19 protein-coding genes are annotated in these 23,901 nt (G+C 45.1%); 13 read left to right on the top strand and 6 right to left on the bottom strand.

The genetic code is table 11. The annotated features are described in order from the left end of the window. Window positions 1-17: 17 nt before the first annotated feature. Both GY843_RS08400 and GY843_RS08395 read right to left on the bottom strand, forming a co-directional pair. Window positions 18-677 (bottom strand): hypothetical protein, encoded by a 660-nt coding sequence (locus GY843_RS08400; protein ID WP_297308502.1) that lies wholly within the window; start codon window positions 675-677, stop codon window positions 18-20. Between the two features lie 129 nt (window positions 678-806). After that, entirely contained in the window at window positions 807-2,417 is a 1,611-nt protein-coding gene (locus GY843_RS08395) for a methyl-accepting chemotaxis protein (protein WP_297308500.1), read from the bottom strand. A gap of 448 nt (window positions 2,418-2,865) precedes the next feature. Between GY843_RS08395 and GY843_RS08390 the strand changes: the two genes are divergently transcribed. From GY843_RS08390 to GY843_RS08365, 6 genes are all read left to right on the top strand, one after another. Further along, window positions 2,866-3,849 (top strand): TRAP transporter substrate-binding protein, encoded by a 984-nt coding sequence (locus GY843_RS08390; RefSeq protein ID WP_297308498.1) that lies wholly within the window; start codon window positions 2,866-2,868, stop codon window positions 3,847-3,849. A 147-nt stretch (window positions 3,850-3,996) separates the two neighbouring features. Next, on the top strand, window positions 3,997-4,602 hold the full coding sequence (locus GY843_RS08385; protein WP_297308496.1) for a TRAP transporter small permease: 606 nt from the start codon (window positions 3,997-3,999) through the stop codon (window positions 4,600-4,602). Beyond that, window positions 4,602-5,999 (top strand): TRAP transporter large permease, encoded by a 1,398-nt coding sequence (locus tag GY843_RS08380; RefSeq protein WP_297308494.1) that lies wholly within the window; start codon window positions 4,602-4,604, stop codon window positions 5,997-5,999. Before GY843_RS08385 ends, GY843_RS08380 begins: the two co-directional genes overlap by 1 nt. 171 nt (window positions 6,000-6,170) lie before the next feature. Then, window positions 6,171-6,671 (top strand): hypothetical protein, encoded by a 501-nt coding sequence (locus tag GY843_RS08375; RefSeq protein WP_297308492.1) that lies wholly within the window; start codon window positions 6,171-6,173, stop codon window positions 6,669-6,671. Between the two features lie 53 nt (window positions 6,672-6,724). After that, window positions 6,725-7,687, top strand: coding sequence for an RluA family pseudouridine synthase (locus GY843_RS08370; RefSeq protein WP_297308490.1), 963 nt, complete (start codon window positions 6,725-6,727; stop codon window positions 7,685-7,687). 82 nt (window positions 7,688-7,769) lie between these two features. After that, complete coding sequence (locus GY843_RS08365; RefSeq protein WP_297308489.1) at window positions 7,770-10,472, top strand: EAL domain-containing protein; 2,703 nt, start codon at window positions 7,770-7,772, stop codon at window positions 10,470-10,472. A 23-nt stretch (window positions 10,473-10,495) separates the two neighbouring features. Here the strand turns inward: GY843_RS08365 and ilvA are convergent, their stop codons facing one another. After that, window positions 10,496-12,010, bottom strand: coding sequence for a threonine ammonia-lyase, biosynthetic (gene ilvA / locus GY843_RS08360; protein ID WP_297308487.1), 1,515 nt, complete (start codon window positions 12,008-12,010; stop codon window positions 10,496-10,498). Between the two features lie 155 nt (window positions 12,011-12,165). Between ilvA and rpiA the strand changes: the two genes are divergently transcribed. From rpiA to GY843_RS08340, 4 genes are all read left to right on the top strand, one after another. Further along, a complete protein-coding gene (gene rpiA, locus GY843_RS08355; protein WP_297308485.1) occupies window positions 12,166-12,837 on the top strand; it encodes a ribose-5-phosphate isomerase RpiA in 672 nt (223 codons plus the stop codon). Between the two features lie 266 nt (window positions 12,838-13,103). Further along, the gene (locus GY843_RS08350; RefSeq protein WP_297308483.1) at window positions 13,104-14,795 is read left to right on the top strand and encodes an adenylate/guanylate cyclase domain-containing protein; all 1,692 of its coding nucleotides are present in this window, start codon (window positions 13,104-13,106) and stop codon (window positions 14,793-14,795) included. Then, entirely contained in the window at window positions 14,774-16,099 is a 1,326-nt protein-coding gene (locus GY843_RS08345; RefSeq protein WP_297308481.1) for a hypothetical protein, read from the top strand. Before GY843_RS08350 ends, GY843_RS08345 begins: the two co-directional genes overlap by 22 nt. Next, window positions 16,096-17,598 carry a peptidoglycan-binding domain-containing protein gene (locus tag GY843_RS08340; RefSeq protein ID WP_297308479.1) on the top strand — a complete coding sequence of 501 codons (1,503 nt, stop codon included), beginning with the start codon at window positions 16,096-16,098 and terminating at the stop codon, window positions 17,596-17,598. Before GY843_RS08345 ends, GY843_RS08340 begins: the two co-directional genes overlap by 4 nt. A 72-nt stretch (window positions 17,599-17,670) precedes the next feature. Here the strand turns inward: GY843_RS08340 and GY843_RS21030 are convergent, their stop codons facing one another. The 3 genes from GY843_RS21030 to GY843_RS08330 all read right to left on the bottom strand — a co-directional run bounded on the left by GY843_RS21030 (window position 17,671) and on the right by GY843_RS08330 (window position 19,322). After that, window positions 17,671-17,832, bottom strand: a complete 162-nt coding sequence (locus GY843_RS21030; protein WP_367183821.1) for a hypothetical protein — start codon at window positions 17,830-17,832, stop codon at window positions 17,671-17,673. A gap of 39 nt (window positions 17,833-17,871) precedes the next feature. Further along, complete coding sequence (locus GY843_RS08335; RefSeq protein WP_367183820.1) at window positions 17,872-18,288, bottom strand: LysE family translocator; 417 nt, start codon at window positions 18,286-18,288, stop codon at window positions 17,872-17,874. A 182-nt stretch (window positions 18,289-18,470) separates the two neighbouring features. After that, on the bottom strand, window positions 18,471-19,322 hold the full coding sequence (locus tag GY843_RS08330) for a hypothetical protein (protein WP_297308477.1): 852 nt from the start codon (window positions 19,320-19,322) through the stop codon (window positions 18,471-18,473). 200 nt (window positions 19,323-19,522) lie between these two features. On the opposite strand from GY843_RS08330, the gene GY843_RS08325 reads away from it, so the two are divergent. From GY843_RS08325 to GY843_RS08315, 3 genes are all read left to right on the top strand, one after another. Beyond that, on the top strand, window positions 19,523-20,413 hold the full coding sequence (locus GY843_RS08325; protein ID WP_297308475.1) for an aspartoacylase: 891 nt from the start codon (window positions 19,523-19,525) through the stop codon (window positions 20,411-20,413). A gap of 125 nt (window positions 20,414-20,538) precedes the next feature. Further along, complete coding sequence (locus tag GY843_RS08320) at window positions 20,539-21,363, top strand: ABC transporter substrate-binding protein (protein ID WP_297308473.1); 825 nt, start codon at window positions 20,539-20,541, stop codon at window positions 21,361-21,363. Window positions 21,364-21,673: 310 nt separating this feature from the next. Continuing rightward, window positions 21,674-23,875 carry a bacteriohemerythrin gene (locus GY843_RS08315; protein WP_297308471.1) on the top strand — a complete coding sequence of 734 codons (2,202 nt, stop codon included), beginning with the start codon at window positions 21,674-21,676 and terminating at the stop codon, window positions 23,873-23,875. The last annotated feature ends 26 nt before the right edge of the window (window positions 23,876-23,901 follow it).

Here is a 23,901-nt window from a genome sequence, read left to right as displayed (position 1 = left end):
GTTAGCTATTCCATCAACTAGTATTTGTCTAAAAATTCAAAGTCTTCTTCGTCAGCTTCAGGAGGTATGGCTTTGAATCTATCAGTTAACAACCAAGTGATTTTTTGGTCTTGTGTCACGTCAATTGTTTTAGTTAATCGATTTCCAGTCGTTTTTAATTGGGGGTGCCATAAGGTTAGGCGATATTTACCCGGTTGTTTTAGTTTAAGTGAGGTCTGCCCTTTTTCATCTGTTTTAGTGAAATAAGGGGTATCAAGAATGAGAATAAAGCCACTCATCCAGTCATGAATATTACAGCCCATCGCAATAGTTTCCGCTTCAGATGAACTTTTTAAGCCGGGCAAGGCTTTGGATTCTCCCGATTTTAGTTTAAAGGAAAAACGGTTCTCTCCTGAGATCGAATAAATATGATGGGTGAAATCATCACGATTGCTAAATTCAACCGTATCTTGGCGCTGTATCACGGTTATATAGGGCGCAAAAGCTCGGTCCTTCTGCGAAATTTCAATTTTTCTAGTTTGTAAATCAGGGACGGAGTGATTTAGGGGTTCAGCGTATATAACGATGGCTTCAGCACCAGAGAGATCTGGGTTTTTAACGGTTACATCAAGGGTGGTCGCGTTTCCTATTGCAGGGAACAGTATCGCAAGGCCGCTGAGTAGTGTGCGTATATACACAGTTATTCTCCGTAACTAGATCATGTCCAGTTACACTGACTGTTATAGAGCGTATAGGTTCCTTATTGCTTAATAAATGAAAAGCCCTGCTCAGTGGCAGGGCTTTTTATGTTTTATAAAGAGAAGAATTTACAGTTTAAATTTCTGAACCATACTTTCCAGCTGACCTGCCAGAGTATTCAGTTCATGAGCAACCCCATTCAGCTTACCGGCACGGGAAGAGGTATGTTCTGCTGTTTGTGCAATTTCATGCACACTGCTTTCAACGCTGCTAGCCATCTCTGTCTGCTCTTTAACAGAGGAAGCAACCATATGGTTCATATCGTTAATCATCTTAACTTCTTCTGAGATCTTAGTCAGAGCATCCGAAGTTTCCTGAACTTTACTTACACCCGCTTCAGCACTAGTGTGTGCTTCGTTCATAACCGATACTGCATCACGGGCATCCTGCTGCAGTTCTTCGATAATGGCATTGATCTCTTCGGTGGAGTTACGGGTCTTACTTGCCAGGGTACGTACTTCATCGGCTACAACCGCAAAGCCTCGACCCTGCTCTCCTGCACGTGCCGCCTCAATTGCTGCGTTCAATGCCAGAAGGTTAGTCTGCTCAGCGATCTTCTGAATTACTTCAAGGACAGTACCAACGCTCTGGCTTTGTTCATCCAGTTTATTGATGACGCCCAATGCTTTATCAATGTTGCTCTTAAGTTGCTCAATTGCATTGATCGCATGGTCAGTGATCACAGTACCCTCTTGGCTCTGCTCGAGGGCAAGGTCAGAGGCGGATACGGTATTTTCAGCACTTGCTTCAACACTCTTGGTCGCGGCTTCCATCTGCTCCATTGCTGAGGCAACGGCACTGGTTTGCATCTGCTGGTTGTTCACTGCACTGTTCGCCATGTCAGCAATTTCATTGATCGAAGAACTAGATGTACTTAACTGGTGTACGGTAGTGCTTACTTTGCTCAGGCTGGTATGAAAATCTTCCAGCATTACATTCAGGGAATTGGACATAACACCAATCTCATCTTTCGAGTTCACATCTATACGCAGTTTGAGATCTGAGTTGTTATGAATAGTGTTTATCGTTTTACCCATGCGTTTGATTGGCTGAACAACCATACGACCTAGCATCAGGCTGATAATAACCAAGCCTACAACAAACAGGATAATTTCAGTAATCGCAACACTGATCAGGTTGCTGGTGATTGTACTGTCTAGGTTTTCAAAAGAGTAAGTGACACGAACTGCACCGATAACTTCACCTTCAGGTACCTGGTGACATAACAGGCAGTTAGTACCTTTATAATCGGATAGGGCTTTCATCGGTACAACAACCGTCAGGCGGTGCCCCTTCTCATCGTGGATTTCTTCGATGATCTCTTCACCTTGCATCGCGCGTTTGTCGAAGTCATCAACAACTTTGGAATCAGGGGTGCCAGGGCCATAGATGCTGCTTACCTGCTCACCGCGGATAATTCGTGCTTCGATTACATCTTCGTTGGCAAGGATTTTTTCCTGAAGCGGCTTGCGGTTAGCCATTGCTCCACTGAGCATTAATATATTGATGCTGTCAAAATATGAGTCAGCTGTATCGTGGGTAGTTTTCTTAACTACATCCAGTACCAGTGCAGTTTCACTGCGGTTGATGGCTGTGAGAGAGCTGACCAGAATGATCAGAAATACGACAGCGAGGGATAGATTGACCTTCGTCTGAATAGAAATGCCTTCTAGTTTCACTACTCGGCTCCTGCATCCGCTTACAAAACAGTTTTTATATTAGTTGTGATCCAATCATAAGGCTAACTCTATGTAAGGTATAGCCTAATCTGTCCTATCTAAAGACCCAGATCAATAAAATCCGGGGCGTATGGTCGGTATCGGCTATTGTTGTTTTTCGTTTAAATTATTTTCGGGTCATTGTTGGGCGGATTTCCGCCCCCTTGTTTTTGGTGAATGTGTGGAAATCCACACATTATTTAGAATTCATATTAAGAGTCCATTCTTAATGATCTGATTTTAATTTGTTGATTTTTATTGTGTTTTTTGTTTTTTGAATGTGTTTTTTATAAGTTGGCCCTCTAATTGCTCTACTTAGGGCATGGATTCAGAAAGTTTCCGTGATCGGATTAAAGCTGAATTTACTAAAACAACGATAAACATAAATCTAAATAACAGGAGATGCATAATGCGTTTACTGACTGCTGCCGTAACTTCCCTTGCCCTGACCCTTGGTGCTCAGGCTGCTGTAGCTGCTCCGGTAGAGATCAAGTTCTCTCACGTAGTTGCTGAAAACACACCAAAAGGCCAGATGGCTATCAAGTTTAAAGAACTGGTAGATGAGCGCCTGGCGGGTAAAGTTGAAGTTAAGGTGTTCCCTAACTCTCAGCTGTTTGGTGATAACAAGGTTCTGGAAGCGATGCTGCTGGGCGATGTGCAGATGGCTGCGCCTTCCCTGTCTAAATTCCAGAAATACACTAAGAAACTGCAGATCTTTGACCTGCCATTCCTGTTCAAAGACATGGCTGCAGTAGAAAAATTCCAGAACAGTGCTGATGGCCAGAAACTGCTGGGCTCCCTGCAGAAGAAAGGTCTGGTTGGTCTGGGTTACCTGCACAATGGTATGAAACAGCTTTCTGCAAGTAATGCACTGAAAGTTCCTTCAGATGCTGCGGGCAAAAAATTCCGTATCATGACTTCTGATGTACTGCACGCTCAGTTCGAAGCTGTAGATGCGGTTCCTCTGAAAAAGCCATTCTCTGAAGTATTCACACTGCTGCAGACTAAAGCGATCGACGGTCAGGAAAATACTTGGTCTAACATCTACTCCAAGAAATTCTTCGAAGTACAGCCTTTCATCACTGAGTCTAACCACGGTGTTCTGGACTACCTGGTTGTAACATCTGCTGAATTCTGGATGGGTCTGGACGATGGCCTGAAGGCTGAAATCAAATCTGCTCTGGATGAAGCAATCAAGCACGGTAACAACATCGCTGCTGAAAAAGCTGAATCTGACAAACAGAAAATCATCGATTCCAAGCGCTCTGAAGTGCTAAGCCTGACTGATGCAGAACGTTCTCAGTGGGTTGAAGCAATGAAGCCAGTATGGAAGAAGTTTGAAGATCAGATCGGTGCTGACCTGATCAAAGCTGCTGAAGCATCTAACAACTAATCAGTTAGATCTGTCCCGGGTGGATCTCGCTTCCCACCCGGGCATTCCTTCATAGCATCCAGAGGAGAGCAAGGAGCTGTCCTGTGGATGTTAACTCCGCAATTATTCTAAGAACGAACAACGACGTGAGTCGCTACGGGGGCCGTTATGGTACGTAATCTCGTAACCAAGCTGGAAGAAGGTTTTCTTTCTCTCCTGCTTGTATCAATGACACTGCTAGTGTTTGCTGAAGTGGTAGCCCGCTTTGGTTTCAACGCTGGTATCCACTGGGCGCAGGAAGTAACGCTTCTGCTGGCTGCCTGGTTTGTATTATTTGGCGCTTCGTATGGCGTGAAAGTGGGTGCACACATTGGTGTGGACGTATTTGTGAAAATGTTTCCACATAACACCCATCGCTTTATTACTCTGGTCGCAATTGGCCTGTGCTTGGTTTACTGCGGTCTGTTCCTCTACGGTTCCTGGATCTACCTGAGCAAGATGAAGATGATCGGTATCGAGCTGGAAGATCTTCCAGTACCGAAATGGATACCGATGAGCATTCTGGTTATTGGTTTCGTTCTACTGATTATCCGCTTCCTAGAGCTGGGCTGGAAAGTCATTAAGGATGAAGCTGAAGGTTTCCACTTTGCTGATGAAGCTGAAGAATCTATGGAGATCGCTAACGAGCTGAAAGAAACCGCGCTTGGTAGTGATGAAAGTAGTGCTGAAGATTCAAAAAAATCAAATAGCCAAACAAAGCAGGGGGATAAATAATGACTATCGCGGTACTGTTTATCACACTGTTTGGCTGCATGATTATCGGCATGCCGATCGCTGTAGCACTTGGTCTGTCTTCTGTAACTACAATTCTGTTGTTCTCAAACGACTCTCTGGCATCTATTGCCCTAAAACTGTTTGAGGCGACTTCTGAACATTACACGCTGTTGGCGATTCCGTTCTTCATCCTGTCGTCAGCGTTTCTGTCTACCGGGGGGGTAGCGAAACGTTTGATCAACTTTGCGGTTGATACCGTAGGGCATATCAAAGGCGGTCTGGCGATGGCGTCGGTAATGGCGTGTATGCTATTTGCTGCGGTATCAGGTTCATCGCCTGCAACTGTGGCTGCGATCGGTACGATCTGTATTGCAGGTATGGTGCGTTCCGGTTACCCACAGTCTTTTGCGGCAGGTGTAATCGCAAACGCAGGTACACTGGGTATCCTGATTCCTCCATCAATCGTAATGCTGGTATATGCAGCAGCAACGGAAGTATCTGCATCACGCATGTTTATGGCGGGTTTCATCCCAGGTCTGATGATGGGCCTGATTCTGATGATCGCGATCTACATCGTTGCGCGTGTTAAAGGTCTTCCATCACAGCCATTCCCAGGCTTTAAAGCATTGGCAAAGTCCGGGCTGATTGCTCTGGGCGGTTTGATGCTGATTATCATCGTACTGGGTTCCATCTACGGTGGTGTGGCTTCGCCAACTGAAGCGGCTGCTGTAGCTGCTGTTTATGGCTACTTTATTGCGGTAATGGGTTACCGTGATATCGGACCAATGAAAGGTATCCCATGGCTGAAAGACGGTGAGAACTACATTACGGCAGCAATCCGTAATAGTGCTCAGATGCTTTGGGCATTGCCTAAATCAGTTCGTGACCCTGAAGTGCGTAAAGTACTGTTGGATGCTTCTAAAGTATCCATGATGCTGCTGTTCATCATTGCCAACGCAATGCTGTTCGCACACGTACTGACAACCGAGCGTATCCCGCACAGCATTGCAGGCGCAATTATGGACTGGGGTCTGCCAGCATGGGGCTTCCTGATCATTGTAAACATCCTGCTGCTGATCGCGGGTAACTTTATGGAGCCATCTGCAATCCTGCTGATCATGGCGCCTATCCTGTTCCCAATTGCTATGCAGCTGGGCATTGACCCAATTCATCTGGGTATCATCATGGTTGTAAACATGGAGATAGGGATGTTAACCCCGCCGGTGGGGCTTAACCTCTTTGTTACCGCCGGGATAACCGGGCAGAACATGATATGGGTTATTAAAGCTTGTCTGCCATGGCTCTGCCTGTTGTTAGGTTTCTTGATGTTGATTACTTATGTTCCGCAGATATCTCTGTTCCTGCCAGAATATATTGATCAAATGAAAGGCTACTAAATTTCATCCTTGAAAGACCGAGGGTACATGGATGTGCCTCACCCTGATCAAACTGTTGATTAGTGCTATTAACCACCGCTTGCGGTGGTTTTTTTTGTCTGCAAATTAGGATGAATTACGTACAACAGGTATAATCCGCGCCTCGTATGACAAGAGACGAAGAGAATTAGCGTGTTAGGTTACATTGCAGCACTTTGGGGAATCACGGGTATCAGCCTGCTGTTGGGCAGCGCGATCTATCGCCTCAGTGCTATTGGTATGCAGACATTTGATTACGACCTGAATTGGTATCACTGGGTTGCACTGGCTGTGAGTATCGCATTCATGGGCTTTGCTGAAGGTTACCGTGGCTTCCAACAAGCGTGGTCACCTCGTGTCGCTGCCCGTATCTTGTTCCTATCGCAGAATGTCTCACCTGTTCGTCTGATTCTGGCTCCGCTATTCTGTATGGGCTTCTTTGATATTGTGCGTAAGCGCATGATCGTTACGTACTGTCTGACCTTCGGTATCATTGGTATGGTGCTGCTGGTGCATCAGCTAGACCAGCCATGGCGTGGAATAGTCGATCTGGGTGTAGTGACTGGTTTGGCATGGGGACTGGCATCTTTGTTCATCTTTACCGCACAGGCGTTTTTCAGTCAGGGCTTCCAGCACTCTCCGGAGATGCCGTAGAAAGCAGGGGCGAGTGGCTAGATGCTTTGCTTGCTAGGAGCTAGGAACCCCTTGTGGCTGAAAGCTTAAGTGTTGATCCTTCAAACTTCAGACTCTGCTTTGACGTTTTGTCGGCAGAATTCTCTGTATCCGATTTCCTTTATTCGAGACTTGCTACAAATCATCAACAGCAGCTCGATACTTTATTTGAACAAGGTTTGATTCGGGTTGATGGCGAATGTGTAACTTCTACACATAAGCTGCAACCGGGTCAGAAAGTAGAGGTTACTCTTCCTGATCATCAAGAAGAGCCTGTCGATACTCAGTGGTACAAGCTCTGGGAAAATGATGAGCTGATGGCTGTGCATAAACCGCATCTATTGCCCGTCAGTCGTACAACGCGAAATCTGTACAATACTCTTATCTCTCTAATACGTAGACAAACTCCTTACGCTACTGCGCATCTTCTGCACCGCCTGGATGCAGAAACTTCAGGTATTGTTCTGATTGCTAAAACGGTGGCTGCTGATAAAAAGTGGAAGCCACAGTTAGGCCATTTGATAACCCGTAAGGTCTATCAAGCGTGGGTATTTGGCAATCCCAAATGGGATAAGAAAATACTGGATTGTGAGCTATCTGAAAAAAACGATAGCCCGATTCGTAGCCAGGTGTATGTGGTTGATCAAGATCGTTCTGAGCTTTATCCCAAACCAAAACATAGTAAAACTGCTTTCAGAGTGTTGCAAAGAGAAGGGAGCAGATCGCTAATCGAGTGTGAGCTGTATACCGGAAGAAAACACCAGATCCGTGTACATCTGGCGCATCTCGGCTATCCGATCATTGGCGATAAAATTTATGCTTTATCGGGTCAGTTCTACCTGAAAAGATTGAAAGCTGCCCTGCAAAGCGATGACTTTGATCAACTGGGCTCAGAATATCATCTGCTCGAGGCCAGCCGGTTGGAATTGAACATTGATGATGAAAAGGTGGAGATAGAAACATTTTCTCCTGAAATGCTGTCCTACAGCAAAGAATAAGCATTCAAAAATTTGCTACTCTAGGCGGTCATTGTGTAAGTGCACGAATAACTTCATTTCTGCAGTATGGAGAGCGGCCAATATGCGCAAGGCAACGTTGATTCAGAATCCTCTGGTATTAAACCTAGTGGTCATGATTGCGTATTTGGTTACGGCAAAACTTGCTTTGGGTATGGCGGAACACGGTTATGCCAGCCCGTTCTGGCCTCCAAGTGGCATCAGCCTGGCGGCGTTACTTCTCGGTGGCATGGGCATGTTGCCTGGAGTGTTTCTTGGAGCCTTTTTTGTTAACTGGCAGGTGGATAGCGCCAGTGTAACTGCCTTGCAGATTGCTTTTGGTAATAGTCTGGAAGCATTAACTGCATTACTTCTCACCAATAAATTTATTACTCGGCGTTACTTCTTTAACGACCCGCATAATATTTTCAAACTGACATTGATCGCTGTAGTTAGCTGCGCTTTGGCTGCAGTGATAGGCAGTCATGCGGTTACGGATTGGTCCTCTAGCGGTGCTATGGATCAATTTAAACGTATATGGTTGGTCTGGTGGCTTGGGGATCTGGTCGGTATTCTCATCTTTACCCCTTTAATTATGGTCTTTGCGCGTGAATATAAATCACCGGATAGCAGTCTTTTAGAGGTTTTCGGCTATACCATCGCTTCTATCATTCTGGCTCTAATTGTATTTGGCGGCTGGACCGTTGTTGAAATGACCCACGCCCCCTTAGCTTTTCTACCAATACCCCTGTTGATTGCTGTGGGGTATAGGTTTGGTTACAGAGGAAGCACGCTGTTGGTTTTGTTCATTGCGCTATCTGCAATTAATGGCACCTTAGCTGGTTATGGCCCCTTTGTTTCTGAAGATATTCCCCAGTCGTTACTAATACAGCAGGTATATATGTGCTGTATCTCGTTGTGTGGCTTATTGCTCTGTTCGGTAATTCTTGAGCGGGAGAAAGCGCGTGCGGCGATGCAGCGCTTGAGTGCAAAGCTGGAAATAGGAATCAACCGTGCGACAGAACAGCTGCGTGAAAAAAATGAAACTTTGCAGTTACAGCAAGAGGCGTTGAGCTCCACCGTTCAAGAGTTAAAAACCAATGAGAGGCGTTACCGAGCACTATTTGAAAATGCGCCGGAAGCCGTGGTGTTATTCAGTCTGGAACAAGACCGTTTTATCGATGTTAATGATAATGCTTTGAAGCTCTATGGCTACAGCCGGGAAGAGTTGCTCAAATTGAGCGTGAGAGATGTTTCACCAGAAGAGCAGCCAGATGGAACTCTCTCCGCTGAACGGGCTAAGTACCATATTGAAAAAGCGCTGGCAGGCGATTATGAGAGTTTCACTTGGACACATATCAATTCCCGTCGCGACCCAGTGGCTTGTGAAGTTAGGTTGGTACCTTTTCCTGCCATAGATGACGTGGTTGTCCGTGGTAGTGTCACGAACATAGAGCAGCGCCTGAAAACTGAAGAGCGTTTGCTTGAACTGACGACTTATGATGCTCTAACAGGGCTCTACAACCGTAATGCTTTTCTGCAGTTCCTTGAACAGAATGTGAAAGAGGCGGAGCGTAGCGGCTTCGAATTTTCAGTCCTTGTTATCGATCTGGATGGATTCAAGCGTATTAATGATTCGATGGGACATGATCATGGTGATCGCTTACTCTGTGCGGTTGCTGATCGTTTACGAGCCTGCTGTCGCAGTAGTGATCTTATTGCGCGCCTCGGAGGGGACGAGTTCACACTGCTGGTCAAAGCTGAGAAAGATATTGATCAAGCCCGCTTAGCGGATAAATTACTTGGTGCATTATCTGAAGCGTTTGATATAGGTGGCCACTCGATCTTCTTGTCGGGGAGTATTGGCATCAGCCATTACCCTGTGGACGGTATTGAGAGCAAAGAAATTCTAAAAAACGCAGATCTGGCTACGTATCGGGCGAAAAGTGCTGGAGGCAATTCCTATCAGTTCTTTACTTTGGAGATGAAAGAGAGAATTGAGCGTCAAATGCAGCTGGAAATGGAGTTGCGTCATGCGCTAACGCTTGGGCAGCTTGAGCTGTTTTACCAGCCGCAGATAGATCTTAGTACTAACTCTCTGATTGGCCTTGAGTGTTTATTACGATGGAACCATCCGCAAGAGGGGGTGCTTTACCCAGGTACATTTATCGATGTAGCTGAGCAGAGTGGTCTTATCTGTCAGATAGGAGAGTGGGTGGTTCATCAGTCTTGTCAGCAGGCAGCTCAATGGCAACAAGAGATAAAGCAGACACTGCCTGTATCCATCAACATCTCGGCCCGCCAGTTCCAGGATCATGTGGTTTTGGAAAAGCAGATCAAAGAAGCGCTCGATTGTACCGGTATTAAACCTTCCATGCTGGAGTTAGAACTGACTGAAAGTATGCTGATGGATAATGTGAACAATGCGATTACGGTGCTGAGTAATCTGCGTAAGCTCGGTGTCAGAGCAGCGATTGATGATTTTGGTACGGGTTACTCATCACTCTCATATCTAAAGCAGTTTTCTACCGATAAGCTGAAAATTGACCGCTCTTTCATTAACGAAATTGAACAGGATCTGGATGATGCGGCTATCGTTAAAGCCACTATAGCGATGGCGCACGGATTAGGTCTCAAAGTGATAGCGGAAGGCGTTGAAAATGAGGGGCAGAAAACTTATCTGCAGCAATTGGGTTGTGATGAGATACAGGGGTATTTGGTTTCGCCGGCGCTGCCAGCAGATGAGTTGATTGAATTCCTATATAGAGAAGGATATCTGGCAGAGTAGTTCTGCCAGATATGTGGCTGTTTTTAACCTAAGAACAGCTGATACGCAGTGTTATCAGTCTCTTCCCAGTAGTTATAACCAATCTCCTCTAGGAAGGCTCCTACTTGATCTCGCTCGCCTTCAGGTACCTGCATGCCAACCAGAACACGACCATAAGCTGCACCATGGTTACGGTAGTGGAACATAGAGATGTTCCATTTTCCGCCTAGCTTGCTGAGGAAGTTCATCAGGGCTCCAGGCCGCTCTGGGAATTCAAAACGATAGATCACTTCATTTTCCAGTGATTCCGGAGCGTGTCCGCCAACCATATAACGAACGTGGATCTTTGCGATCTCGTTATCAGTCAGGTCAGCGACTTCGTACTGTTTATCCTGAAGTTCGTTGATTAGATCATTACGATCCGCCTCTGCTTTAGTTTGGATGCCAGCAAATACAATCGCCTGATCATTATCGCTATAGCGGTAGTTAAACTCGGTGATATTGCGTTTACCCAAGGCAGAGCAGAACTTTCTAAAACTTCCCGGTTTCTCAGGAATACGCGCAGCGATAATCGCCTCACGTTTCTCACCCAATTCTGAACGTTCTGCAATATGGCGTAGGCGGTCGAAGTTTACATTGGCGCCGGAATCGATAGCGATCAGGGTTTGATCAGCAATGCCATCGCGGGCCACGTATTTCTTCATACCCGCTACACCTAGAGCACCGGCTGGTTCACAGATTGAACGGGTATCATCATAGATATCTTTTATCGCTGCGCAGATCTCATCAGTGGATACAGTGATAACTTCATCCACGTAACGCTGGGCTACTTCAAAGGTTTTCTCGCCGATCTGAGCCACGGCAACACCGTCAGCGAATATACCTACTTGCGGCAAAATAACTCGCTCACCTGCTTTCATTGCTTCGTACAGGCAGGCAGAGTCTTCAGATTCAACGCCAATTATCTTCGTCTCAGGGCGCAGGTACTTAACGTAAGCTGCGATACCTGCGATCAGGCCGCCGCCGCCAACAGGAACAAAGATGGCGTTAATAGGGCCGGACTCCTGACGTAGGATTTCCATCGCAACCGTACCCTGACCCGCGATCACATCAGGATCATCAAACGGGTGCACGTAGGTCATGCCTTTCTCTTCAACCAGCTTCTTAGCGTGGGCTGAAGCGTCATCATAGGCATCCCCGTGAAGCACTACCTTACCGCCCAGACGGCGAACATTGTTCACCTTCACATCTGGTGTCGTTTTAGGCATCACGATAGTCGCTTTAATACCCAGCGTTTTGGCGGACATCGCCACACCCTGAGCATGGTTGCCCGCAGACGCAGCTACCACACCACAAGCCCGCTCTTCCTCGCTGAGCTGCACCATCTTGTTATAGGCACCACGCAGTTTAAAAGAGAATACCGGCTGTTCATCTTCACGCTTAAGCAAAATTCGGTTTTTCAGACGCTCCGACAGACCTTTTGCTTCTTCCAACGGCGTTTCCACGGCCACGTCGTAGACACGGGCTTTGAGGATTTTCTTGATATATCTATCAGGCATGATCGCTTCTTTCGTCTGAAAATAAAAATAGGGCCGAAATGGTAATGGGAAACCCCCTGTTACGTCTACAACAGGTCGCCTTTGCAGCGTATAATTTGCGCAATTTCACATTTACCACGCACCCGATTAAGGGTAGCAGAGCACAGGTGCCTATCATGACCCAGGATGAGATGAAAAAAGCGGTAGCCCAAGCCGCTGTTGAATACATCAAACCTAAGCTAAACAAAGACAGTATTGTTGGTGTAGGTACCGGCTCTACCGCAAACTTCTTTATTGATGCGTTAGCTGAGATTAAGCACATGTTTGACGGTGCTGTAGCCAGCTCTGAAGCAACAGCAGAACGCCTTAAAGGCCATGGTATTGAAGTCTTCGACATGAACTCTGTTGCTGAAATGGAAGTGTACGTAGATGGCGCAGACGAATTCGACTCCGGTCTGAACCTGATCAAAGGTGGTGGCGGCGCACTGACTCGTGAAAAGATCGTTGCTGCGGTAGCCAAAGAGTTTGTTTGCATCGTTGATAGCACTAAAAAAGTAGATGTGCTGGGTGAATTCCCACTGCCTGTTGAAGTTATCCCAATGGCACGCTCGCAGGTTGCTCGTGAACTGGTAAAACTGGATGGTATGCCAGAATGGCGCGAAGGCTTCACCACCGATAACGGCAACGTAATTCTGGATGTCCACGATCTGGAAATCCTGCACGCCAAAGAACTGGAAACACAGCTGAATAATATTGTTGGTGTTGTGACCAACGGCCTTTTTGCTAATCGTGGTGCAGATGTTGTGCTGATGGGAACGCCGAATGGTGTTGAAACGATTACTTTATAGTCGTTAAAACCGCCTAAAATAAGCGACAGCGCTTCGTTGCAAAAAAGCATTATAGGCCCCGCATTTGCGGGGCTTTTTAATGTGAATTCTGGTTAAGCAGAAAGGTTTCGAGGTACTTGGTTTATTAAAGATCTGTTGCCATCTTTACCTGCCTCTATTGCCTACAACTATATATACCTAGACTTTCCTAGAACGGCTGACTACTCTCCTAATGAACCCTTGATACACCTTTGCGTGTGAAGTTCAGATTGGAGTGCAGTTACAGGATGAAACTTCTCAATTTTGTTCGTTTTGACAAGGTTGGAAAGGTCCGGGTAATACCGGTAGCGTTGAAGATTGTTGTGGTGTTAACGCTATTCATTATTGTCTCTAATCTCACCACCAACTACATCAGCTTGGTATTTAACCGTATCAATCAGGTGCACTTCACCAAGCAGTTACTTATCAAAGATCTAAAAGAGATCTCTAATTTCAGCAATATCCAGTGGCAGATCTTCGAAATTAGTCAGGATAGGGCTGAAGCCCTCGCCAATATAAAGAAAAAAAGCTTATTTGAAATTGAGAATCAGAGCTCTGTTATTCTCGGCTTCGAGCCAAATGGAGACATAGTTTTCTCAACTTTGGATCAGAAAGGGACTAAGTTTGATATGCAGCCGTTACTGGAAAAGGGTGGTGGCAGCTTAGAAGCCTTGCATGAGGATTTTGTTGTTACAGAGATAAACGGCAAACAATATTTTGGTATATACAAATACAACAAACACTGGGATATGTATCTGTTCCGGGGTGAAGATGATGAGGCTTACCACCAAAAATCCTGGCAAAACTTCCTGCTGATTATTTTGATTATTCTGCTGATAACGGTTTTATCGGCGGTCACTGCTATCTATGTGGTGCGATATATTCTGCGTTTTATCAGTACTATTACCCATGAAATCATGGATATGACGAAAAAGCAGAAACTGGCACCTATACCTCTGGAAAATGCGCCTAACGACGATGTGACCTACATGGGCATGTCGTTTAATGTCCTATCTCACAACATGGATGTGTTGGTGAATATTTTTAAAAAATTCGCCGATCGAGACATAGTCAAAAAAGCCTACGAAGAGAAAGAGATCCGTTTAGAGGGCGACCAACAACAGCTGACCATGCTGTTTACCGATATCAAAGGTTATACCAACATGACGGAGACCTTAGGCACGGACATTATCAAACTGCTGAATATCCAATACGATCATGCCATCGCCAATATCTATGAACATGAAGGAGTGATTGCTTCCATTATCGGTGATGCATTACTCGCGGTTTATGGTGTGATGGACCATGAGAAAAACAAATCTTACGCAGCGCTCTTATCAGCTCATGACATTATTCGTGCGACTGAGTCTTTAAAAACGCAGATGGAAAAGCGTAAGCAGGATCTTATTGCCCAACAGGGTTCGCTGACTGAGCAAGAAGAGGCCATTTATCAGGCGGTATTACTGGATGTGGGCGTTGGGATCGATTGTGGTGATGTGTTTTATGGCACTATAGGCTCGCAGCTACGAATGACCACCACCGTGATTGGTGACCGGGTAAATTCTGCGTCACGCCTTGAGGGGCTTACCCGCATCTACAAAGTGCCCATGATCTGTTCGGATTCGGTACGGGATGATGTTCTACAAGCGGTAGCAGAGTCAGGCTTTAAGTTTATCAATATCGATAGTGTAAAAGTGAAAGGCAAAAATGAGGCCTTACCTATCTACTGGCCGGTACCAATCGATGAATATAGCGATGTGTTACAACAACAGTTGAAGCCCTTTGAACAAGGGCTAAATTGCTATTATCAGGGTGATTGGCAGAAAGCACATGAGTATTTCTGCCAATGCGCTTTACCTGTGGCAGATGAGTTTAAGCAACGTACGTCTGGGCAGTGTCCAGGTGATTGGGATGGAACATGGGTTCTGACTTCGAAGTAAACGACCGTTTACGTGTCACTAAAGAATCGTTTCTGACGCATGAAGCGTTGCATCAGGGCGAAGCTGCCAGTGTCTATTCTCTGGAGCAGGAGTTTGCTCGCTCCAAGCTGAATCGAAGTTACAAGTTAACCAAGATCATCTCTTCTCTGATAGTGTTCATGCTGCTTACCAGCGTTGCTTTTCATCTGTATATGCGCCAGCAGGAGAATAATGTTGAGATCAATATTGCTGAGTTTGATGAGGTTAAATTAAAAGAGTTGGTGTTTTCGATCGGTAATTCCAACGTTGAGTTGGATATGCTGCGCTCGGAATTAAGCGAAATTGAGAACGAACATGCCGATCTTAAATCAGTCGTAGTGGCTGAATATGCACGCCGGGAGAAGTTAGCACAATTGCAGAGTGATGATGTTCAAATTCAGCAACTCAACACTGAGCTTAAACAGGCGTTGGAAGTGCTGGAGGGGCAATATTTAAAGCGTAAAGGCAGTAAACAAGCTCAGATCGATAAATTGCAGGCTGAAATTGATCAGGTGGAAGGTGAGGTTCAGCGATTCTCCGGAGGTAGCTCTGCGATATTAAACCCAGAGCAAAAGCTTCAGGAGCTGCGGATTAAAAATGTACAACGATATTATGAGAAGCGCATAGTAGATCTTAAGGCTGAATTTGAGAAAGAGAAGCAATTCCTAATCGACCGCTACAACCCTCAGTTTGATGATCAAAAGATCAACCAGATTCTGAATACCCGATTAAAAGAGGTAGATTCACAAGCTTTTTCTGAGCAACAGCAAAAGTATCTAAGTGATATGGGACTTATTTCCAGCGGTGCCCTTTCGCAGTTGATTGCAACCCAGGAAAACCAGGCGATGCTGTTATCACGTATCGCTGAAATACCCTACATCAATTCACCCCAGTCAGCTTCTGCCCACCTTCAAGTGATGACTGACAGCCTCAATTCAAGTTATAGCGAGCTGAGTGGCACGTTATTGGATAACCTGCGCACCTCTGAGCAACAGCTGGACAGTTATCAGTATTTTCTAGGTAAGTTATTAGTCCAGCAGGAGGAGGCCGGATATGTGCTCGATCCAAGAGATGCAGAAAATGTGGTTGTCCATTTTGCTAGGCCGTATCGTACTGACATCGGCGATATGGCGTTGGTATTCAGGCAAGATGATCAACTGATTGCGGAGTTAGTATTTGTGGATTCCGAGCAAGGTTTGCGGGCTAAGGTTTCCAAATTGAATACCGGCCAAGTCATTCAGGCTATGGATAAAGTGATTTTGCTTAAAAAGAGGAATGCACAGTGAGCAGACTGGTAATTAGCTTTGTTTTGGCTTTTTTAGTTTTGCCTGTGCGTGCTGATATTTGGCAAGAACATGGCGTAATACAACTGTCTGAGCAAGATGGCTGGTCACATCTGCAAAGCGCTGCGGGCAGAGAGTTTTACCTGCAGGGGAGTGAGCTTTCTGCCGAACAAACACGCAAAGTTGTACAGCTGGTGGAGCTGTTTAGCCGCTGGCAGCAGATACAGTGGCAGCGTTTGGAATTGGTGCAGGAAGGCTCTGTCATCAATGCGTTACTGACGCCGAATAAAGTGTTGTTTAATAACCGTGACTTCACTCCTCATTTGCAGGCTGGGGTACAGTTTATAAAGCAGGGGGATGTTCTGAAATACAATTTCCGACTGTTGGATCAGCAAGTCTTTATTAAGTTATCCGGTCATTATGAAAGTGAAGAATCGTTGTTAATGGCGATTGCTGAAGCGCTGGAAAATCAGAATAAACACCTCAATATTTACGACCCTAAACAGCTACATGCCCAAATCACTGTATTACAGACAGAGATAACGAACCTACGCAGAACGCTGGTGGCGCTTAACCCTGAGCAATTTTGTCATCTGGAACGCTGCGATGAGGAAACTAAGATTGATGATCGCTTGTACAGTACGCAACGTTATCCGGGTGAGTTGGCTGAGACGGCTAAAATACAGCTGTCCGAGTTGGGCTACAGGTCGGGGGAGTTAGGCCAGAATTGGAGCTATCAGGCCTATAAAGCTTTGCTGCAATTTCAGAAAGACAGTCCATTGCTGCCTGTTACAGGCGAGCTAGATCGTTTAACCAAGATCGCTTTGGCTAACCCTGAAATAGCGAAGGTAAATCCTGACAGGCTGGATATGTTTCAACTTCTGGGTGATCTTGATTTGAATCGCTTCCAGCGGGTGCGTTTAACGCAGGAAGTGCAGATTGCGTTAGCCAACTGGGCAGGTAAACCGGGGCGCTTTGATGGCCGTTGGTCTTCAGACAACTTATATCAATATATCTATTTTCAGCATGCCCATGACTTGAAGACGTCTGGAGTGTTTGACCAGGACACTCTACATGTCTTGTTAAAGCGTTCATATGTTCAACTACCGGAGTACCTCAATGCCGTTGTCCCGGCTTCCGAGCAAATTAGGTTACTGAACACCGCGTTGTTCGCACAGGGGTATCCATCACCCGCCAATGGTTCTGATTGGCGCTTGGCGACAACAACCGCTTTGGCTCTGTATCAACAGACAGCTGGATTGGCAGTGGATGGTTTATCTAATCAAGCCACTATGCATTCATTGTTTGCTGGGCCGCAGAGCAATTTCGTCTTAAAGGTTCAACAAGCCCTAGAGCTAAAAGGGTATGACCCCGGCGCATTGGATGGACAATGGGGTAATCGAACGGTTACTGCATTGAAGCAATTTCAGGCAGCGGAGTCTCTGTCTGAATCCGGCTGGGTCGACCTAGAAACTAAACGCCGCTTAGGGCTGTATTTTTAGCAGATGACTATCGAGATCGAGGCTGTTGAGGACTGTTAAGAAATAACGATCTTGTTATTCGTTATTGTGTTTTTACGACTGCCCACTGAAGGCCAGCTTTACGCCTAAACCAGCAAATCCAGCAGCAAATGCTTTTTGCATATAGGTACTGGCTTTCTTTGAGTTTTTGACAAATTCACTGAAGTGCCCTGCCAACAGACCATAAATAACAAATACTGCAAAAGTCATAAGCATGAATATAAAGCCTAGAACAAACATATTGTACAAAGGAGATTAGGCTGTTTCAGGGATGAATTGCGGTAGAAAGGCCAGGAAAAAAATTGAGAGTTTCGGGTTCAATATATTTAGTAGGAAGGCTTTGATAATAATTCCAGTATGTTGCTTCTGAGTGTCGAGATAAGCAACGGTTAGGGGTGTTGCAGAGCGCCAAGTCATCCAGGCTAGATAGAGTAAATACACGACACCGGCAAATTTTATAACTTGAAAAGCAATGGCGCTGGTATGAAAGATCGCAGCCAAGCCAAAAATGCTCGCTAACATAGCTGGCACAATGCCGAGCGTGCACCCTAGTGCGGCGAATAGACTTGCTCTTTTGCCAATCAATAGGCCTGTGGCAACTGTATATAGAACTCCTGTTCCCGGTATTAGTACAATAATTAAAGATGTGATCAGAAACTCTAAAGAAATCATTTCGTTCCCTTATCCTAATCCTGAAGTTAACGAGCACACCCAATCTTAGGCGTTATCCTAAATATGAGAATACATGATAGTAGGTTTTATAAGTTAGCTATAACTGAAATTTGTAGACGAAGGTTAGAGCAAGGCTTAGGTTCATGATTCAGGAAAACTGTAAATCTAGAAATAGCGCGTTGCTAATGCCAGAGGCGCTTGTCACCTATAAGTTTTTGCGTTTCATCAGAGAGTAAAGGGTTGGATAATTTGAACACTTTTCGTTGCTCAAGATTAGCTCTTGAAACTATATCCGCTGTCACTGGATGATTTTCAAAAAGAGTTTGAAAACTGCCATCATCAATAGATTGGTTTAGCCCCACAGTAAGCCTTTCATAGAGCCGATTATTGTTGCGATTAACGAAGAAAAACATGGGAGCAGGGTATTGAACGAGTATGTTTTTTTCTACTGTAAATTCCGACTTATCCTTTATTTCGACCCAGGGTTCGTGCAACGCACGTAAAAATAAATCAAAACGTTTTTGTTCAAGCATGGTAAGCAATGTATGAGCAAAGCCTTCGATAACCGTCATACCGTTCTCTCGAAGAATCACTGTATCGGGCCAGTCATAGCCCTGACCGATAATAATTTGCTGCAGCTGACCCTCGGTGATGTTGCTAGGGAATCTTTGCTGATCGCCTTCACGAATAATACCTATGCGATAACCCATTAGGCCTTTTAATAAAGGTATTGGAATGGGCATTAATCGTTGCTCTAGTTCGGCTGATGTCATCCTCCAAGATATATCGATACTATTTCCTGACTCGACTAGGGCGGAGGTTCTACCTTGTGGGATTTCAAGTTCAATTGGGAGTAGCTCGTAGTCACCGTAATCGTCCTTAGTAGCCTCAAGAGCGAGGGTTAGGGTGTCGATAAAGTATTGCTGTTTGGTATCAGGGTATTTCACTGATGATGTGTATCGAACAGTGTCTTTAGCAAAGCTAAGCGGAATAAAAAACAGCAGGTACACAAATAGACAAGTTACAGCTTTCACGGCGCACTCCTAGATCTATCAAGCAGTATAGACGAGCTTTTACCAACTCTTATGGAGCTTGGACGTTTCTATTAACCCCCATATAGGGGACTTTGAAAAATCTACCCTTTATCCTTCTAATCCCAAAACTAACTTAACAAGTGGCCTCGCATATTAGATACTCGTTGCTCATTCAATAAAAAGTCAGTTTGAGGGCAGTGATGGCGGAGATTCAGCGTGTGTTGGTGGTTGGTGGGACTCACGGAAATGAAAAAACTGGAGTTCAATGTGTTAAGGCGCTCAACCGAAACATCAGCCAATTTCGTGATCGCAGCTATACAGTAGGAACACTATTGGCTAACACCTCCGCAATAGAGAAGAACTGTCGTTATATCGAGCAGGATTTAAATCGCTGCTTTTCTAATACCCTTTTGAATGGCGAGCCTCAAAACGTTGAGCAAAAACGTGCTCAGGAAATCAACTCGCAATATGGTCCCAAAGGTGATGATTCTGCAACTGACTGGATTATCGACTTGCATACAACCACCACCAATATGGGGTTAACACTGGTGGTGCACCAGAATGATAAACCTGCGCTACAAATGGCTGCCTATATTCAGAGCCTGATTCCGGATGCCGTTATTTTCTACGAAGATCGTGATCCGGCAGAAGACAACTTTTTAGGCTCTATCGCCAAACACAGTTTGTTAATTGAAGTAGGGCCAGTCCCGCAAGGGCTATTGCGTTGGGATATTTTCAAGCTGACTCAGGACGGCTTGTTCCATGCTCTGGACTTTATTGAGCGCTACAACAATAACGAGATTCCGGTACTTCCTGAGGAATTGCATACCTACGAGTTTATTGAGAAATTGCATTTGCCGCGTGATGAAACAGGTGATATTTGCGGGATGATTCATCCGGATGTGCAGGATAATGACTATCAGCCACTAAACCCCGGTGACCCACTGTTTATTACAGATGAGGGTGAAACAATTTGCTATGACGGTAGTGAGCAGGTTTTCACAGCATTTGTGAATGAAGCGGCTTATTATGACCAAGCGCACGGATTATCGCTGATGCGAAAGAAAATAGTTTCCTGTGGTTCCGTTTAAAAATCTAAACGTGCGCTCTGTTGAGGCTTTCTTTCTAGAAAGCCTTTCTCCTGCTCTAGCTTCTACGGCTCTTCCCTGACAATCTGGGCTACACTCTTTAATACGCAAGCGATAATGAGTGAATTATGAGTCTACTGATTATTCCCCTTTACCGCAGTTTTCTTTGTTTCTTGCTAGCAGTTTTATTGCTTGTGGGTCCTATGGCTCACGCTACTGATGATGAGGTTGTCATCTACTCAGAACATTACCCTCCATTTAACTTTTATCGTAATAATAAGCCACAGGGGATATCTGTCGAGCTATTAAAGATAATGTTTGAGCAGATGAGCTCCCCTTTAGGAGTTGAGGATATTCAATTTGGGCCTTGGCCTAGGGGATATAAACGTGCTTTGACACAAAAGAACAGTATGCTGTTTTCTACACATCGAACACAGGCAAGGGAAAGATTGTTCAAATGGGTTGGGCCTATTATTTCTTCACGAAATGGCTTAATTGTCCGCTCATATCTTGAACAGGATTATAGTGATTACAGGCGAATGAAAGGGCTTAGGGTTGGGGTGATTAAAAATGATATCGCTGCAATTTTACTCGAAGAACTAAATATCCCAGATATCAAAATCATACACCTAGTTAACCCAGAAAAGGCCGCTATGATGTTAGAGAACGGTAGTCTGGATATATGGGCTTATGATGTGAACGTTGCGGCAGATATTCAAAGACGTTTAGGGCTGTTACCCGCAGAGTACACAGTGGCACTTTACCTTGGGCAGCCGGGCTTACTCTATTTTGCTTTTAATCTGCAAACCGAGGACAGAATTGTCGAAAACTATCAACAAGCGCTGAACCGAGCGAAACAAGCAACGAACAGCGCCAATGAAAACCGATTTGCAAAAATTCTTGAGCACTTTAATTACAGTCAGCTGGATGAAGAAATGCATCCAGTGGAATGAAATGAAGCAATTACAGAACGCTGGATTAGCATATGGCGCTAGTTTCAAGGTCAACCTCCTCAATGAAGTGCTTTGCCCCCTCCTTTCCCGTCCTATGATTCATTATCTACAACGGCATTTCTAAAATATTTCTTCTTAGTTTTTTAGTTTTGAATTTATATGGTTGTATTACTGACAAAGCACAATGGTTTTATAGAGTGGATCGTTTACTATGCTGTTAATAGCAGCCTGCGCGTAAAGGGTGAATGGATAGGGCAGAGGATGTCTTGGGCTGGTGCTGACTTATCTTATTTTTTGAGTGATATGCATAATGGCTGACTTCCAATGGAATCAGGGCTTAAGTGTTGGAATTGAGGAGATTGATAACGACCATAAGCGGTTGTTAGCGATTATTTCTGAATTAGCTCATGCCATTGAAGAAGACCACGAGAAGGAAACTATAGGTCGGGTTTTTGCCAAGCTGGAAGAGTATGTGCGTTTTCACTTTCAGCGTGAAGAAGCCATTATGCAGCGCGGTGGCTATCCTGATCTTGATGAACATATTCTTGGTCATCAATCCTTTTTTAAACGTATTCCTGAACTAAAAAAACAACTTCTGCACGCTGATTCTGTTGAAGTAGCGCGAGATGTTTATCTGTTTCTGGTGGATTGGCTGCTTAATCATATCGTGGTTGATGATATGTCTTACCATCAGTGTTTATGTGACAGGGGATTAACTGACAGTAGCTCCAAGCCGCCTAGTTGGTTCTCACAAATAGGGCGTTATATCAGTTCACGCCTAGCACTTGGCTGGCGAATTATCCTGACTGCATTGATACCTGCTTTGGGTATGGTTCTACTCAGCTTGGTCCTGCTGAGTGGCACTATCGAACGCTCTCAGAACATGCAACAGTTGTCAAAAATCAGTGCTATCGCTCATGAGATTAATGCTCTTAGTCACAGCATGCAGGCGGAACGTGGGCTTACTACAGGGTATATAGCCTCAGGGTACCGGGTTTTTATTTCTGAAATAGCCAGTAAACGGCAGCAAACAGATCAGGTACTGGAAGCGTTTTTACTACGAAGTGAAAAACTACAGCAGCAGACACTTCCGCAGCAGTTGCATGAACAGTTAGTAGAGGCCTCTGAATGGTTAGCAGTGATTCAGCAACAGCGAGAACGTGTAGATCAGCAGCTACTCTCAATCGTTGAGATGCAGCACTATTACACCTCCGTGATTGATCTCCTCCTGAAAATTCCAGCGACTTTCACCTTTATGGGCTTGGATGCAGAATTAGAGTCCCATGTTTCCAGTTTTACGTCGGTCGTGAATTTAAAAGAGGTTGCCGGCCAGGAGCGTGCGTTAGGCACATTGATTCTGGCAGATGATCGTTTAGATCAGTCTGCACTGCATAATTTTATCTCCTTGATGGGGCAGCAGCAGGGACTGATTCAGTATTTTAATCAGGTGGCGAGTGTCAGTCAGCAGCAGGCCTATCAACGTTTAGAGCAGAGTCAAAGTTTTGAGCAGGTAGAACGCTTTGAGCAGCAGCTATATTTAGCGTTGCAGACTGAGAACAGTCAGGATATACCGTTAAATGAGGCATTATGGTTTGCTGCTTTATCAGAGAAAATAGACCTATTAAAAGCTTTGGCAGATCGTCTGGTATTGGATATCACATCTCAGGCAGAGAACAATGCTAAGGATGCACAGGTTCAGCTCTGGATAACCTCTATCGCTCTTATATTGGTTATTACGCTAACTATAGGCGCATGTTGGCTACTCAATCTAAGTATCATCAAACCAGTGCGAATGCTAAACAAAGCGATGGTAAGGCTTTCTCGTGGTGACCAGGGGTTTATCTTTTCCGACAAATTTGCAGATGACGAGCTAGGCCGCTCTGTTGCCGCTTATGAAGAATGTCGTCGTAGTCTGCTGCAGGCGGAAATTAGGGTCACAGTGGAACAGCAACGACAGCTGATGGATCTTAAGCATAAAACGATTGAGCATGAGAGATACCGTCGACTTGCTTCTACTGACTCCCTCACAGGTGCGGTTAATCGTCGTAAATTCAATAAACTAGCTGATCATGAAATGGGTCGAGTGCTGCGTTACCAGCGACCATTGTCATTGCTCATGCTGGACATAGATTATTTTAAACGGGTTAATGATAATTATGGTCATGTGGCTGGCGATGAGGTGTTGCAGGTGTTTTACAACGCCTGTGTTGAGGCTGCACGGAAGACCGATATTGTAGCTCGCCTTGGTGGAGAAGAATTTGCTGTTTTAATGCCAGAAACTGAACAAGCTGCGGCGGTTCAAGTGGCGGAACGTATCAGAGAGAATATTGAGCAGCTACACATTAGAACCCAAACGGTAGAAATATCCATTACGGTTAGTGTGGGGGTTGCTAGCTGGCAAGAGGGGCAATTTAACCAGTTTAATAATATGCTCAGTGCGGCTGACGAAGCTTTGTACACGGCTAAAGCTCAAGGCCGAAATCAGGTGGTTGTCTACTCGGATGTTAAGTAATCGAAGAGGATCTCAACCACATAGTC

It is taken from the genome of Neptuniibacter sp. (genome assembly GCF_024231755.1).
GTDB lineage: Bacteria > Pseudomonadota > Gammaproteobacteria > Pseudomonadales > Balneatricaceae > Neptuniibacter.
The sequence above is the reverse complement of the archived record's forward strand: the minus strand, read 5'-3'. Positions and strand labels throughout refer to the sequence as shown.

Excerpts from the sequence above, each read along its gene's own strand:
- GY843_RS08365 (WP_297308489.1), top strand. The coding sequence starts at position 7,770 with ATGCGCAAGGCAACGTTGATTCAGAATCCTCTGGTATTAAACCTAGTG.
- GY843_RS08385 (WP_297308496.1), top strand. The coding sequence starts at position 3,997 with ATGGTACGTAATCTCGTAACCAAGCTGGAAGAAGGTTTTCTTTCTCTC.
- ilvA (WP_297308487.1), bottom strand. The coding sequence starts at position 12,010 with ATGCCTGATAGATATATCAAGAAAATCCTCAAAGCCCGTGTCTACGAC.
- GY843_RS08350 (WP_297308483.1), top strand. The coding sequence starts at position 13,104 with ATGAAACTTCTCAATTTTGTTCGTTTTGACAAGGTTGGAAAGGTCCGG.
- GY843_RS08335 (WP_367183820.1), bottom strand. The coding sequence starts at position 18,288 with ATGATTTCTTTAGAGTTTCTGATCACATCTTTAATTATTGTACTAATA.
- GY843_RS08345 (WP_297308481.1), top strand. The coding sequence starts at position 14,774 with ATGGGTTCTGACTTCGAAGTAAACGACCGTTTACGTGTCACTAAAGAA.
- GY843_RS08325 (WP_297308475.1), top strand. The coding sequence starts at position 19,523 with ATGGCGGAGATTCAGCGTGTGTTGGTGGTTGGTGGGACTCACGGAAAT.
- GY843_RS08315 (WP_297308471.1), top strand. The coding sequence starts at position 21,674 with ATGGCTGACTTCCAATGGAATCAGGGCTTAAGTGTTGGAATTGAGGAG.
- rpiA (WP_297308485.1), top strand. The coding sequence starts at position 12,166 with ATGACCCAGGATGAGATGAAAAAAGCGGTAGCCCAAGCCGCTGTTGAA.
- GY843_RS08390 (WP_297308498.1), top strand. The coding sequence starts at position 2,866 with ATGCGTTTACTGACTGCTGCCGTAACTTCCCTTGCCCTGACCCTTGGT.
- GY843_RS08320 (WP_297308473.1), top strand. The coding sequence starts at position 20,539 with ATGAGTCTACTGATTATTCCCCTTTACCGCAGTTTTCTTTGTTTCTTG.
- GY843_RS21030 (WP_367183821.1), bottom strand. The coding sequence starts at position 17,832 with ATGCTTATGACTTTTGCAGTATTTGTTATTTATGGTCTGTTGGCAGGG.
- GY843_RS08380 (WP_297308494.1), top strand. The coding sequence starts at position 4,602 with ATGACTATCGCGGTACTGTTTATCACACTGTTTGGCTGCATGATTATC.